Source organism: Paracoccus marcusii, assembly GCF_028621715.1.
Lineage (GTDB): Bacteria > Pseudomonadota > Alphaproteobacteria > Rhodobacterales > Rhodobacteraceae > Paracoccus > Paracoccus marcusii.
This window is the reverse complement of sequence record NZ_CP117466.1, coordinates 1,099,928-1,113,876: the sequence shown is the minus strand read 5'-3', so window position 1 is coordinate 1,113,876 and position 13,949 is coordinate 1,099,928. Positions and strand designations below refer to the sequence as shown.

Sequence of the window (13,949 nt, the reverse complement as noted above, 5' to 3'; positions counted from 1 at the left end):
TTCCTCAGTTCAGCGATGCGTCAAGCCAGGCGGCCAGCGCGGCAGGGTCGGACAATCGGTGATGCGCGGCGGTGGGACCGTCGCCGATCTTGATGGCAAAGCCGCCGCGGGCCTGCGCCTCGGCCATGGCGGGTTCGTCGGTGGTATCGTCGCCCGCAAAGACTGGCACGCGCCCGGCAAAGGGCTCAAGCGTCATCAGATGCGCCAGCGCGCTGTCCTTGCCGACGCCACCGGGGCGCAGTTCGACCGCCATCTTGGCGGGCTGCAGCACCAGATGCGGGTTCCGGTCGGCCAGATCCTGCATCACCCCCTCGACAAAGGCGCGCAGTTCGGGGGCGTCCCGATAATGCAGTGCGACGCCGTGGGGCTTTTCCTCGACCAGCAGGGCGGGATGGGGCGCGGCGGCGGCATGGGCCGCGGCATGAAGGGGGCCCGCGTCGAAATCGACCCGGTGCAGGTTCTGGATGCGGCCGGGGCGCAGCGACAGTTCGGCGCCGTGGCTGCCCGCCACGATGCCCTCGAACCCGTCCATATGTCCGCGCAGGTCGGCCACGTCGCGCCCCGAGATCAGCGCCACCGCACCCCCCTGCCGCCGGTACAGCGCCGCCAGCCGGTCGCGCAGCGCCTGCGTGACAACGACCGCATCGGGCCGGGGGGCGATGTCGACCAGGCAACCATCGAAATCGAGAAACAGCGCGGCGTCGGGGTCAAGCGGGGGTGGGGTCACGTCAGGCGGGCTCCGGCGATTGGGATATACCAAAGGGAACCCGTAACTCCCCCCGAGGGTTCACCGCCGCGTGAGGTTTTTTGACCGCCGACCCGCGCGCGTCAGTATTCGACCCCGGCCTGCGCCTTGATCCCAGACCGGAACGGATGCTTGACTTGGGTCATCTCGGTCACCAGGTCGGCGGCCTCGATCAGCGCGTCGGGGGCGCCGCGCCCGGTCAGCACCACATGGGTCATGGCGGGCTTTTCCGCCTGCAGAAAGGCCACCACCTCGGCCGCGTCCAGATAACCATAGCGCAGCGCGATGTTGATCTCGTCCAGCAGGACCATGCGGATGGCCGGGTCACGGATCAGGTCCTGCGCACGTGCCCATCCGGCCTGCGCCATGGCGATGTCGCGGGACTTGTCCTGCGTCTCCCAGGTAAAGCCCTCGCCCATGGCGTGGAACTGGCAGATGTCGGTGAAATGCGTGGTCAGCAGCGTGCGTTCGCCCGTGTCCCACGCGCCCTTGATGAACTGCACAACGGCGCAGGGCATCCCGTGCGCGATGGAGCGCATGATCATGCCGAACCCCGATGACGACTTGCCCTTGCCCGGCCCGGTATGGACGATGATCAGGCCCTTTTCGCCGGTCTTGGTCTCCATCATGCGGTCGCGGGCGGCCTTTTTCCTGGCCATCTTGGCGGCGTGGCGGTCCTGATCCTCGGCGGAAATCGGGTCGGTCTGCGTCATCGGGTCGCTCCTTGCGGTTGACAAACGGCGGGTGCGGGGGTTTGGGTGAGGGCGTGTTGGTTCCTGTCTATGACAGGCGAAGAGGGAATGCGACAGGGCCCCGGGTCACCAGACCCGCGACCCCAAGCGCAGCCGCCCCCGCGACCGTGACCGGAGAGGTCGCCCGATCCACTGGCCCCGATTGGGGCTGGGAAGGTGGGACGACCGTCGGGGCATCCGCCCCTGAATCCGCAAGCCGGGAGACCTGCCAGCACCTGACGATGACGGGCGAACGGGGTGTTTCGCGACCGGCAGGTGATGGCCGGATGCCCCGTGCCGCCTCCTCTCGGACGCCCCTTGCCGCAACAAGGAAGGGGCCGCGATGCGCGCCGTTCTGCATGTCTGCACCACCTGTCGCGGCACCGTGCCCGACCCGGTTCCCGATGCCGCATGGACCGATGCCGCAAGGACGGATGCCCTTGGCCCGGACGCGCCGCGCCTTGGCGCCCGGCTGCACGACCTGCTGTCCCGCACCGCCCCCGACGGCGTCGAGATCCGCCCCATCGAATGCCTTTCCGCCTGTTCGCAGGGTTGTTCCGTCGCGCTGTCCGCGCCGGGCAAGTGGTCCTATGTCTATGGCCGCCTGACGCTGGACGACGCCGCCGACATTCTGTCGGGCGCGCGCGCCTATGCCGGGACCGCCGACGGCATCGTGCCGTGGCGCGAACGCCCCGCCGTCTTCCGCAAGCAGAGCCTTGCCCGCATCCCCCCGCATACCCTGTCGCAGGAGTGACCATGATCGACCTTATCAAGACCCCCGTCACCGTGATCACCGGCTTTCTGGGGTCGGGCAAGACGACCCTGGTGCGCCATCTGATGGCCAACCCCCAGGGGCTGCGCCTTGCGGTGATCGTGAACGAATTCGGCACGATGGGTGTCGATGGAGAGATCCTGAAGGGTTGCGCCGACGCCTCCTGCCCGGCCGAGAACATCGTCGCGCTGTCGAACGGCTGCATCTGCTGCACCGTCGCCGACGACTTCATCCCCACGCTGGAGGCGCTGATGGCGCTTCCCGCCCGCCCGGACCACATCCTGATCGAGACGTCCGGGCTGGCGCTGCCCAAGCCCCTGCTCAAGGCCTTCGACTGGCCCGCCATCCGCTCGCGCATCACCGTGGACGGCGTGATCGCCTTGGCCGATGCCGAGGCCGTGGCAGCAGGTCGCTTCGCCCCCGACGTGGCGGCGGTGGACGCGCAGCGCGCGGCCGACCCCAGCCTGGACCACGAGACGCCCCTGTCCGAGGTCTTCGAGGATCAGATCGCCTGCGCCGACGTGATCCTGCTGACCAAGGCCGATCTGGCCGGGCCGGAAGGCGTCGCCGCCGCGCGCGCCGCGATCGAGGCAGAGCTGCCCCGCCCCCTGCCCATCCTGACCGTGACCGAGGGCGCGGTCGATCCGCGCCTGGTCCTGGGCCTGGGCAAGGCCGCCGAGGACGACCTGGACGCCCGCCCCAGCCATCACGACGGCGCCGACGACCACGAGCATGAGGATTTCGACACCGTCGTCATCGAGTTGCCCGAAATCACCGACCCGGCCGATCTGGCCGCCCGCATCGCCCGTCTGGCCGCCGAGCAGAACGTGCTGCGCGTCAAGGGCCATGTCGCCGTCGCGGGCAAGCCCATGCGCCTTCTGGTGCAGGCCGTGGGCTCGCGGGTGCGCCATCAGTACGACCGCCCGTGGGGCCAGACCCCGCGCCGGTCGCGCCTTGTGGTGATCGCGGAGCACGACGACGTGAACCCCGACGCGATCCGCGCCGTGCTGGAGGGTGTCCCCGCCTGATGCATGTCGTCTTCCGCGAACAGGTCGGGCTGGAGCAGTCTGATGTCCCCTTCGATCCCGGTCAGACGCCCGGCGATCTGGTGGTCCTGTCCTTTTCGGACAGCGACCTGGGGGCGTTTGCGGAGGGCTGGCGGCGCGCGGCGGGGGGGCTTCCGCCCACGCGGCTGTGCAACCTGGTGGCACTGCGGCACCCGGTCTCGGTCGACACCTATGTCGAGAACACCCTGTCGGGCGCGCGCGGCATCCTGATCCGGTTGATCGGTGGCGAGGCTTACTGGCCCTATGGCATGGCGTCGGTCCAGGACCTGGCGCGCAGGCGCGGCATCGCGCTGGCCGTGCTGCCGGCCGACGGGCGCGACGATCCGCGGCTGGAGGAGATCTCGACCGTTCCCCCCTCGGTCCTGCGCGTGCTGCGGCGGCATTGCGACCAGGGCGGCGCGGTCGCGGCGCAGGCGGCGCTGGCGCAGATGGCCATCGCATCGGGCCTGCAGGCCGCGCCCGTGCCGGGGGTCAAGACCCTGCCCGCGATGGGCTTTTACGACCCCGACCGGGGGGTGGTCGCCGACCCGGGCCCGGTCGCGGCGCTGGTCACCTTCTATCGCAGCTGGCTGGCGGCGGCGGATGTGGCGCCCATCGATGCGCTGATCCGGGCGCTGCGGGCGCGGGGCATCGCGGCGATGGGCGTCTTTGCCCCGTCGCTCAAGGCGCCGGGCCTGGGCGACTGGCTGGCCGATGCCCTGCCGGGCGGGCCTGCGCTGGTCGTGAACGCGACCGGGTTTTCCGGGGGGAACGCGGGTCCGTTCGACGGCTGGTCCTGCCCGGTGCTCCAGGTGGCCCTGTCCACCAACCGCCGCCGCGACTGGCTGGCGGCCGAACGCGGGCTGTCGCCGTCGGACCTGGCGATGAATGTCGTCCTGCCCGAGGTCGACGGACGCATCTTCGCGGGCCTCATCAGCTTCAAGGCGGTCAGCCCGCGCGACCCGGACCTGCAGTATTCGCGCTTCGTGCACCGGCCCGATGCGCCGATGCTGGCCCGGGCCGTCGACCGCATCGCCTCCTGGCACGCCCTGGCGCAGGGCGTGGGCCGGGTGGCAATGGTGCTCTCCACCTATCCGGGGCGCGATTGGCAACAGGCCCATGCCGTGGGGCTGGACGCGCCGGCATCCGCGCAGGCGGTGGGGGCGATGCTGGGCACGGACCTGCCCGCGCTGCCGGACGGCACGCTGGCTTGGCCGCTGGACGATTACCGCGCGGCGCTGGCCCACCTGCCGCAGGCGCTGCAGGAGGACCTGCACGCGGCCTGGGGGCCACCCGAGACCGATCCCGATTGCCGCGACGGCGCCTTCCACCTGCGTGCCAGCCGGCACGGGCCGGTGATCCTGGCGCTGCAGCCCGAACGCAGCCACCGCGCCGGGCGCGAGGACAGCTATCACGACCTGACGCGCGTGCCGCGCCATGCCTATGTGGCCTTCTATCTGTGGCTGGCGCAGCAGGGCGCGCGGGCGCTGGTCCACATGGGCGCGCATGGCACGCTGGAATGGCTGCCGGGCAAGGCGGTGGCGCTGTCGGGCGATTGCTGGCCTGCGGCGCTGCTGGGGGCGATGCCGGTGATCTATCCCTTCATCGTCAACGATCCGGGCGAAGCCGCGCAGGCGAAACGCCGCATCGGGGCGGTGACGCTCGGCCATATGCCGCCCCCCATGCGGGACGCCGCTCTGCCCCCTGGCATGGCGGGGCTGGAGCGCAGCTTGGACGAATATTCCACCGCCGACGGGCTGGACCCGGCGCGCCGCGACCGCCTGATCGCCGCGATCCGGGACGAGGCGCGCGCCCTGGGGGTCGAAGCCGATCTGGGCATCCCGCCGCACGCCAGCGCCGCCGAGGCCATCACCCGCATCGACCGGTTCGTCTGCGACATCAAGGAAAGCCAGTACGGAGAGGGGCTGCATGTCTGGGGCAGCGGCGCCTGTGGCCAGGCCGAACGCGACGGGCTGATGGCCGCGCTGGCCGGGCGGTTCGTTGCGCCGGGGCCGTCGGGTTCGCCCAATCGGGGGAGGTCGGACGTGATGCCCACCGGGCGCAACCTGTTCAGCGTGGACCCGCGTGCCGTGCCCACGCCCTCCGCCCATGCGCAGGGGGTGAAGCTGGCCGAGGAGCTGCTGCGCCGCCACCTGCAGGATCACGGCGACTGGCCGCGCGGGCTGGTCGTGGATCTCTGGGGCAGCGCGACCATGCGCACCGCGGGCGAGGAATTCGCCATGGCCCTGCATCTGGCCGGGCTGAAGCCGGTCTGGGATGCCGGATCGGGCCGCGTCTCGGGGGTCGAGGTCCTGCCGCTGGCCCTGCTGGGCCGCCCCCGCATCGACGTGACGTTGCGCGTGTCGGGCCTGTTCCGTGACGTGTTCCCGGTGCTGGCGCAGCTGTTCCAGACCGGGGCCGCGACGCTGGCTGCGCGGGACGAAGCGGCGGATCAGAACCCCTATGCCGGGGGCGCGCGGGTCTTTGGCCCGCAGCCCGGGCAATACGGGCTGGGCATGGGCACCGCGCCCACGGAATTCACCGATGCCGCGCGTCAGGCCGCGGGAGAGGCCTGGATCGCGGCCTCCAGCTGGGCCATCGGCGCGGATGGCGCCAGCCATGAGGCCCGCGACGCGCTGGAGGCACGGCTGGCTGTGACCGACAGTTTCGTTCATGCTCAGGACCTGCCGGAAACCGACCTGCTGCTGGCCGCCGATTATGCCGCGCATGAAGGGGGCTTTGCCGCCGCCATGGCACGGATCGGGGCGGATGCGCCCGCGCTGTACCATCTGGACGCCACGCAACCCGACCGCCCCCGCGCCCGGACCCTGACCGAGGAGATTGCCCGCACCACCCGCTCGCGTGCCACCGATCCGGCCTGGGCCGATGCGATGACCGCACATGGATACCGGGGCGCGGCCGAGATCGCGGCGACGCTGGACCACATGGCGGCCTTTGCCCATCTGGCGGGCGCGGTGCCCGCGCATCTGTTCGACCTTTATCATCAGGCGACCTTGGGCCGCCCCGAGATCGTCGCCTTCATGCAGGACGCGAACCCCGCCGCCCTGGCCGCGATGCGCGACCTGTTCCAGCGGCTGCACGATGCCGGTCTGTGGGTCACGCGGCGCAACTCCATCGCGGCGGGGCTGTCATGATCCGCGGCTGGTGCCCCGGCGCGCTGCAGCCGATGGAGTCCGGCGACGGGTGGGTGGTACGTATCCGCCCCCCCGGCGGGCGTCTGGACGCAGCCCAGGCCCAAGCCATCGCCGATGCCGCCCAGACCCATGGCAACGGCGTGATCGAGCTGACGGGCCGCGCCAACCTGCAGCTGCGCGGCGTCACGCCCGCGACCTATGCGCCGCTGATCGCGGCGCTGCGCCCGCATGGGCTGATCGACCCCGACATCGCTACGGAGACGCGCCGCAACATCCTGGTCACGCCCTTTGCGGATGCCGCCGCCGATGCGCTGGCCGCCGATCTGGCGGCGGCGCTGGCGGCCAGCGACCTGGCCCTGCCCGCCAAGTTCGGTTTTGCGGTCGATACCGGTCCCGCGCCGGTGCTGACCCGCGACCCCGCCGATATCCGCATCGAGGCAGGCCCGACGCTCCGCGCCGATGGCATGGACCGCGCCGCACCCTATCACGGGCCGCAGGACGCGCTGGCGCTGGCCCGCTGGTTCCTGGATCAGGGCGGCGCGCCCGACGGGCGGGGCCGCATGGCCGCATTGACCGCGCGGGTGCAGCCCCCCGGCGCCACCCTGCCCGCCCCCCGACCCGCCGCGCCGGCGCAACCGGGTCCGCATCCGGAAGGCCTACTGGTCGCGCTGGAATTCGGCCAGATCACCCCCGACACACTGCGCCGCCTTGGGCGCCTGGCACCGCTGCGCCTGACGCCGTGGCGGATGCTGCTGGTCGAGGGGGTCCGACACCTGCCCGCGCTGGAGGGGCTGATCCTGGACCCCCGCGATCCGCGCAACCGTCTGCGCGCCTGTCCCGGCGCGCCCGCCTGCCCGCAGGGACGTGCCGCGACGCGCCCCTTGGCGCGGGCGCTGGCGCCGCTGATCCCGCCGGATGCGGTGCTGCATGTCAGCGGCTGTGCCAAGGGCTGCGGCTGGCCGCGTGCCGCCGACCTCACCCTGACCGCGACGCCCGAGGGGTTCGACCTGATCCGCCATGGCCGCGCCCATGACCCCGCCGCCCTGCGCGGCCTGCACCCCGATCAACTGCCGAAGGTTCTGTGATGCCCCATGACTACGAAAGGGACGGCGCCGCGATCTATCGCCAGTCCTTCGCCACCATCCGGGCCGAGGCCGATCTGGCGCGTTTCGACGCGGACGAGGAACCCGTCGTCGTCCGCATGATCCATGCCGCGGGCCTGGTGGGGCTGGAACGCGACGTGGCCTTCACCCCCGGCATGGCGACCGCCGCCCGCGCGGCGCTGGCAGCCGGCGCGCCGATTCTCTGCGACGCGCATATGGTCAGCGAGGGCGTGACCCGCGCCCGCCTGCCCGCGGACAATGCGGTGATATGCACCCTGCGCGACCCGCGTGTGCCGGACATGGCGCGCGACATGGGCAACACTCGCAGCGCCGCCGCGCTGGAGCTGTGGCGGCCGCATCTGGCGGGCGCGGTCGTGGCCATCGGCAATGCGCCCACCGCGCTGTTTCACCTGCTGAACATGCTGGAGGACCCCGCCTACCCCCGCCCCGCCGCAATCATCGGCTGCCCCGTGGGCTTTGTCGGCGCGGCGGAGTCGAAGGACGCGCTGATGGCCGCGCCGTCCGCGCCGTCGGTCGTCGTCCGCGGCAGGCTGGGCGGGTCGGCCATCACCGTCGCCGCGATCAACGCGCTGGCCAGCCGGAGGGAATGATGGGACGCATCATCTGCGCAGGTCTGGGGCCGGGCGACCCGGACCTGATCTCGGTCCGGGCCGACCGGGCGGTGCGCGCCGCGCGCCACGTCGCCTATTTCAGGAAGCCCGGCAGGCCCGGTCAGGCGCGGCGCATCGTCCAAGGCATGCTGACCGCCGATGCGGTCGAATATCCGATGGAATACCCTGTCACGACCGAGATCCCCTTCGATCATCCTGACTACAACGACGCGCTGGCGGGGTTCTATGACCTCTGGGCCGCGCGTCTGGCGCAGCTGGCCCAGACCGACGACGTGGTGGTCCTGTGCGAGGGCGATCCGTTCCTCTATGGCAGCTTCATGCATCTGCAGGTGCGTCTGGCCGGTCTGGTCGAGGTCGAGGTGATCCCCGGCATTCCCGGCATGGTCGGCTGCTGGAACGCGGTGGGCCAGCCGATGACATGGGGCGACGACGTGCTGACCGTGCTGATGGGCACCCTGCCCGAGGCGGACCTGATCCGCCACATGCAGGGCAGCGACGCGCTGGTGGTGATGAAGACCGGCCGCAACCTGCCCAAGCTGCGCCGCGCGCTGGCGGCATCCGGGCGTCTGGCCGACGCCTGGCTGATCGAACGCGGCACCATGCCCGGCCAGCGCATCCAGCCGCTGCGCGAGGTGGCCGATGACGACTGCCCCTATTTCGCGATCCTGCTGGTTCATGGCCACGGGCGGCGCCCCATGGCGCGGGTGGCGGAATGAGCGGCTGGATCACCGTCGCAGGGCTGGGGCCGGGGTCGGACGCCATGGTGACGCCCGAAGTCGCCGCCGCGCTGGATCAGGCGACGGACGTGATCGGCTACATCCCCTATGTCGCGCGGGTGGCGGCGCGGCCCGGCCTGACACTGCATGCCAGTGACAACCGGGTGGAGCTGGACCGCGCCCGCCATGCGCTGTCGCTGGCGGCGCAGGGCGGGCGGGTGGTGATCGTCTCCTCCGGCGATCCGGGCGTCTTCGCCATGGCTTCCGCCCTGTTCGAGGCGCTGGAGGGTGAGGGCAGCGATCCTGACATCCGCATCCTGCCCGGCATCACCGCGATGCTGGCGGCGGCGGCGCGGGCGGGCGCGCCCTTGGGCCATGATTTCTGCGCCATCAACCTGTCGGACAACCTCAAGCCCATGGCGCTGATCGAACTCCGCCTGCGCCACGCGGCGCGGGGCGATTTCGCGATGGCCTTCTACAACCCGCGCTCGGCCAGTCGGCCCGCAGGCTTTGCCCGCGTGCTGGAGGTGCTGCGCGAGGAATGCGAACCCGGACGCCTGATGATCTTTGCCCGCGCCGTGACCACGCCGGACGAGGCGCTGCGCGTGGTCACGCTGGCCGAGGCCACGCCCGAGATGGCCGACATGCGCACCGTCGTGCTGGTCGGCAACCGCGCCACGCGGCGCGTGGGCCGGTGGGTCTATACCCCGCGGGGGGCGGTCTGATGCAGCCAGTCCAGCGCCTGTTCCGGCGTGGCGACCTGCGGCCGGTCGGGTGCTGTGGGCCGGTCGATCAGCACGACCCGAACGCCCAGATCACGCGCCGCGTCCAGCTTGGCCCGGGCCCCCGCACCGCCGCTGTTCTTGGCGACCAGATGGGTGATGCCATGCGCGGCCATCAGCGCCCGGTCGCCCTCGGCCGTGAAGGGGCCGCGGGCCAGCACGACCTGCGCGCCGGGCAAGGGGGGTGCATCCGGCGCATCGACCAGCCGCAGCAGCCAGCGATGCGGCAGGGCGGCAAAGGGCGCCAGGGTCTGCTTGCCGATGGCCAGGAACACGCCGGTGGGCACGCGGGGCAAGGTCGCGACCGCGCCCGCGATGTCGGGGACGCGGCTCCAGCCGGGATCAACGGGCCAGGCGGGGCGGCGCAGCATCAGCATGGGCACGCCGCCCGCGCGGCAGGCGGCATCCGCATTGCGGCTGATCTGCGCGGCAAAGGGATGGGTCGCATCGACCACCGCGCCGATATCCTGGTCCCGCAGATAGCGCGCCAAACCATCGGCCCCGCCAAAGCCGCCGATCCGCGTGGGCAGGGGCTGGGCGATGGGCGCCTCGGTCCGTCCGGCATAGGAGAAGACCGCCGCGACACCGGCGCGGGCCAGAAGGGCGGCCAAGCGGCTGGCCTCAGTCGTGCCGCCCAGCAGCAGGATGCGTCGCATGTCTGACCCTTGGCTGACGATCATCGGGATCACCGAAGATGGACCGGACGGCCTGCCCGGCGCAAGCCTGCGCGCGCTGGCGGCAGCCGAGATCGTCTTTGGCGGCCCGCGCCACCTGACCCTGGCGGGCGTGGGCGCGCGGGGGCGGGCCTGGCCGGTGCCCTTCGACCTGGCGCCGCTGCTAGAGCTGCGCGGGCGGCGCGTGGCGGCGCTGGTCTCGGGCGATCCGTTCTGGTGCGGCGCGGGGGGCGGCATCGCCGCCGTGCTGGAGCGCCACGAATGGCGCGCCCTGCCCGCGCCGGGGGTGCTGTCGCTGGCCGCATCGCGCCTTGGCTGGCGGCTGGAGGAGGTGGTGACCCTCGGCCTGCATGCCGCCCCGTTCGCCCGGCTGCGCCCGCATCTGGTGCGCGGCTGCCGCATGATCGCGACGCTGCGCGACGGCGACGCGCCCGCCGCGCTGGCCGATTGGCTGGTCGCCGCGGGCGCGGGGACCGCGCGGCTGACGGTGCTGGAGCGTCTTGGCGGGCCATCGGAACAGGTGCGCAGCACGCGCGCCGATGGGTTCGCGCTGACCTGCGCGGCGCCGGTGGCGGTGGCCATCGACGGGGCGGATCTGCCGCGCGGCTTCGGCCTGCCTGCGGTGCCGGGGCGGGCGGATAGGCTGTTTGCCCATGACGGGCAGATCACCAAATCGCCCATCCGCGCGCTGACCCTTGCGGCCCTGGCCCCGCGGCCGGGCGAGGTGCTGTGGGATATCGGCGGCGGTTCGGGATCGGTCGCGGTAGAATGGGCGCTGGCGGGGGGCCGCGCCGTGACGGTCGAGCCGCGCGCGGACCGCATCGCGCATATCCGCGACAATCTGGACGCCTTCGGGGTCACGCATCGTATCACCGCCATTCACGGCGCGGCGCCGGACATGCTGCCACCCGGAGCCCCCGATGCGGTCTTTGTCGGCGGCGGCGCGTCACAGGCGCTGCTTGAGGCGCTGTGGACCCGCCTGCCCCCCGGCGCGCGGCTGGTCGCCAATGCCGTGACGCTGGAGACGGAATCGCTGCTGACCCGCTGGCACGCCGATCACGGCGGCCACCTGCTGCGCATCGACATCGCCGAGGCTGCCCCCCTGGGCCGGATGCGCGGCTGGAGCCCCGCCCGCCCGATCGTGCAATGGAGCGTGACATGCGCATCGCCGGAATAGGCTGCCGCACGGGCACCCCCCTGACCGCCCTGCTGGCCGCGCTGGAGGCCGCAGGCGGGGCCGACGCGCTGGCCAGCATCCCCGAACGCGCGCCCGAACTGCGCCCGCTGGCACAGGCCCGCGGCCTGCCGCTGCATCTGGTCGCGGTGGCGGGCATCGCCACGCCCACGCAATCCGCCCGCATCCTGGCCGCCTTCGGCACTGGATCGGTGGCCGAGGCCGCCGCCATCGGGGCGGGCGGCCGCCTGACCCATCCACGCCGGACCTTCGGCCCCGTCACCATCGCCATCGCAGAGGTTCCATGACCGTCCATTTCATCGGCGCAGGCCCCGGCGCGCCCGACCTGATCACCCTGCGCGGCCGCGACCTGATCGCGGCCTGCCCGGTCTGCCTATACGCAGGGTCGCTTGTCCCTGCCGCGCTGCTCTCCCATTGCCCGCATGGCGCGCGCATCGTGAACACCGCGCCGCTGTCGCTGGACCAGATCATGGAGGAGATCGCCACGGCCCACGCGGCGGGCCAGGACGTGGCTCGGCTGCATTCGGGCGACCTGTCGGTCTGGTCCGCGATGGCGGAGCAGATCCGCCGCCTGCGGGCGCTGGACATCCCCTTCGACGTGACGCCGGGCGTGCCGTCCTTCGCCGCCGCCGCCGCCGCGCTGCAGACCGAACTGACCCTGCCGGGCCTCGCGCAATCCGTGGTGCTGACCCGCACGCCGGGGCGCGCCTCGACCATGCCCGAGGGCGAGACGCTGGCGGCCTTTGCCGCGACCGGGGCGACGCTGGCGATCCACCTGTCGATCCACGCGCTGGATCGGGTGGTGGCCGATCTGACCCCGCATTACGGCCCCGATTGCCCGGTGGCGGTGGTTTGGCGGGCCAGCTGGCCCGACCAGCGGGTGATCCGCGCGACCTTGGCCACCGTGGACGCACAGGGCATCGACCGCACCGCGCTGATCCTGGTCGGGCCCGCGCTGGCGGGCGAGGGGTTCGAGGACAGCCGCCTTTACGCCGCCGATTACGACCGTCGCTATCGCCCGGTGGGCGACGCGCCTAGGTTCCCGGAATGACGCGCCCCCTGACGCCGGGCCTGATGATCTCGGCCCCCGCATCGGGGACCGGCAAGACGATGCTGGTGCTGGGCCTGCTGACCGCTTTGCGCAGGCGCGGGCTGGTGGTGCAGCCCTTCAAGTCGGGGCCCGACTACATCGATCCGGGGTTTCACTTGGCGGCCTCGGGGCGGGCCAGCTTCAACCTGGATGCCTGGGCGATGGAGCCGGGGCGCCTGATCGCTCATGCGACCGGCCAGGCGAACGCCGATCTGGTCTTGGCCGAGGGGTCGATGGGCCTGTTCGACGGGGTCGCGACGAAGGGAGAGACCGGCATCGGCTCCAGCGCCGAGATCGCCCAGATGATGGGCTGGCCGGTGGTGCTGATCCTGGATGTCAGCGGGCAGGCACAGTCGGCGGCGGCCACGGCGCGGGGCTTTGCCACGCTGCGCCCCGACCTGCCCTTTGCGGGGGTGGTGCTGAATCGCGTGGCCTCGCCGCGCCATGACCGGCTGATCCGCGAGGGGATGGATCAGGCCGGCATCCGCGTGCTGGGCAGCCTGCCGCGTCAGGGCAACATCACCCTGCCCGAGCGCCATCTGGGCCTGATCCAGGCCGAGGAGACGGCGGGCCTGCAAGCCATCCTGGACCATGCGGGCGATTTCATCGCGGCGCATTGCGACCTGGAGGCGATCATCGCGGCCGCCGCCCATCGCGTCCTGCCCGAGGCGCCTGCGCCCCGACCGCTGACGCCCCCCGGCGGGCGGATCGCGCTGGCCCGCGATGCGGCCTTCAGCTTCGTCTATCCGCATGTGCTGGAGGCGTGGCGGCGGGCGGGGGCCACGATCCTGCCCTTCTCTCCGCTGGCGGATGAGGGGCCGGATGACAGCGCCGACTGCTGCTGGCTGCCGGGCGGATACCCGGAGCTGCACGCGCCCCGGCTGGCCGCCTGCGACGGGTTCCGCACGGCCATGCACCGCTTTGCGGGCACGCGTCCGGTGCATGGGGAATGTGGCGGTTACATGGCGCTTGGGGCAGGCCTGGTGGATGCCGATGGAAAGCGACACCAGATGTTGGGGCTTCTGGGATTGCAGACCAGCTATGCCAAACGCCGCATGCATCTGGGATACCGCCGCGCCGATCCGCTGACCGCCCTGCCGGGATTGGGTCGCACGGCGCTGCGGGGGCATGAATTCCACTATGCCTCGATCCTGTCCCAGCCCGATGCGCCCTTGGCGCGCGTGACCGACGCGACCGGCGCCGCGGTGGAGGAAACCGGCAGCCATCGGACGATGTCCGAGGGCGGGCATGTGACCGGCACGTTCTTTCACCTGATCGCCCCGGCCGCGACTTGACGCAGGCCCTGCG

General features: G+C 72.1%; 14 protein-coding genes and 1 riboswitch. Of the genes, 11 read left to right on the top strand and 3 right to left on the bottom strand.

All coding sequences use genetic code 11. The annotated features are described in order from the left end of the window. Positions 1 to 4: 4 nt before the first annotated feature. Positions 5 to 727, bottom strand: a complete 723-nt coding sequence (otsB, locus tag PRL19_RS05435; RefSeq protein ID WP_273744149.1) for a trehalose-phosphatase — start codon at positions 725 to 727, stop codon at positions 5 to 7. 101 nt (positions 728 to 828) lie between these two features. After that, a complete protein-coding gene (cobO, locus tag PRL19_RS05430) occupies positions 829 to 1,458 on the bottom strand; it encodes a cob(I)yrinic acid a,c-diamide adenosyltransferase (protein WP_148911143.1) in 630 nt (209 codons plus the stop codon). 40 nt (positions 1,459 to 1,498) lie between these two features. Next, positions 1,499 to 1,724: riboswitch (cobalamin riboswitch) on the top strand. 95 nt (positions 1,725 to 1,819) lie between these two features. On the opposite strand from cobO, the gene PRL19_RS05425 reads away from it, so the two are divergent. Genes PRL19_RS05425 through cobJ form a run of 7 tightly spaced genes read left to right on the top strand, consistent with a single transcriptional unit; the run spans position 1,820 to position 9,625 of the window. Beyond that, positions 1,820 to 2,230, top strand: a complete 411-nt coding sequence (locus tag PRL19_RS05425) for a DUF1636 domain-containing protein (protein ID WP_273744148.1) — start codon at positions 1,820 to 1,822, stop codon at positions 2,228 to 2,230. A 2-nt stretch (positions 2,231 to 2,232) separates the two neighbouring features. Then, positions 2,233 to 3,276 (top strand): cobalamin biosynthesis protein CobW, encoded by a 1,044-nt coding sequence (cobW, locus tag PRL19_RS05420; RefSeq protein WP_273744147.1) that lies wholly within the window; start codon positions 2,233 to 2,235, stop codon positions 3,274 to 3,276. Next, positions 3,276 to 6,449, top strand: coding sequence for a cobaltochelatase subunit CobN (gene cobN / locus PRL19_RS05415; protein ID WP_273744146.1), 3,174 nt, complete (start codon positions 3,276 to 3,278; stop codon positions 6,447 to 6,449). The genes cobW and cobN overlap by 1 nt, the downstream gene beginning before the upstream one ends. Further along, entirely contained in the window at positions 6,446 to 7,534 is a 1,089-nt protein-coding gene (cobG, locus tag PRL19_RS05410; RefSeq protein WP_273744145.1) for a precorrin-3B synthase, read from the top strand. The genes cobN and cobG overlap by 4 nt, the downstream gene beginning before the upstream one ends. Further along, the gene (locus PRL19_RS05405) at positions 7,534 to 8,163 is read left to right on the top strand and encodes a precorrin-8X methylmutase (protein WP_273744144.1); all 630 of its coding nucleotides are present in this window, start codon (positions 7,534 to 7,536) and stop codon (positions 8,161 to 8,163) included. The genes cobG and PRL19_RS05405 overlap by 1 nt, the downstream gene beginning before the upstream one ends. Continuing rightward, on the top strand, positions 8,163 to 8,900 hold the full coding sequence (locus PRL19_RS05400; protein ID WP_273744461.1) for a precorrin-2 C(20)-methyltransferase: 738 nt from the start codon (positions 8,163 to 8,165) through the stop codon (positions 8,898 to 8,900). The genes PRL19_RS05405 and PRL19_RS05400 overlap by 1 nt, the downstream gene beginning before the upstream one ends. Then, on the top strand, positions 8,897 to 9,625 hold the full coding sequence (gene cobJ, locus PRL19_RS05395) for a precorrin-3B C(17)-methyltransferase (RefSeq protein WP_273744143.1): 729 nt from the start codon (positions 8,897 to 8,899) through the stop codon (positions 9,623 to 9,625). Before PRL19_RS05400 ends, cobJ begins: the two co-directional genes overlap by 4 nt. Here cobJ and PRL19_RS05390 read toward each other — a convergent pair. Further along, positions 9,601 to 10,338, bottom strand: coding sequence for a cobalt-precorrin-6A reductase (locus PRL19_RS05390; RefSeq protein ID WP_273744142.1), 738 nt, complete (start codon positions 10,336 to 10,338; stop codon positions 9,601 to 9,603). The two genes, cobJ and PRL19_RS05390, sit on opposite strands and share 25 nt — an antisense overlap. On the opposite strand from PRL19_RS05390, the gene cbiE reads away from it, so the two are divergent. From cbiE to PRL19_RS05370, 4 genes are read left to right on the top strand one after another with little or no spacing between them, the layout of a single operon-like run. Further along, complete coding sequence (gene cbiE / locus PRL19_RS05385) at positions 10,337 to 11,533, top strand: precorrin-6y C5,15-methyltransferase (decarboxylating) subunit CbiE (RefSeq protein WP_273744141.1); 1,197 nt, start codon at positions 10,337 to 10,339, stop codon at positions 11,531 to 11,533. The two genes, PRL19_RS05390 and cbiE, sit on opposite strands and share 2 nt — an antisense overlap. Then, on the top strand, positions 11,515 to 11,838 hold the full coding sequence (locus PRL19_RS05380; RefSeq protein WP_273744140.1) for a cobalamin biosynthesis protein: 324 nt from the start codon (positions 11,515 to 11,517) through the stop codon (positions 11,836 to 11,838). Before cbiE ends, PRL19_RS05380 begins: the two co-directional genes overlap by 19 nt. Next, positions 11,835 to 12,602, top strand: a complete 768-nt coding sequence (gene cobM / locus PRL19_RS05375; RefSeq protein WP_273744139.1) for a precorrin-4 C(11)-methyltransferase — start codon at positions 11,835 to 11,837, stop codon at positions 12,600 to 12,602. Before PRL19_RS05380 ends, cobM begins: the two co-directional genes overlap by 4 nt. Beyond that, positions 12,599 to 13,936 carry a cobyrinic acid a,c-diamide synthase CobB gene (locus PRL19_RS05370; protein ID WP_273744138.1) on the top strand — a complete coding sequence of 446 codons (1,338 nt, stop codon included), beginning with the start codon at positions 12,599 to 12,601 and terminating at the stop codon, positions 13,934 to 13,936. Before cobM ends, PRL19_RS05370 begins: the two co-directional genes overlap by 4 nt. The last annotated feature ends 13 nt before the right edge of the window (positions 13,937 to 13,949 follow it).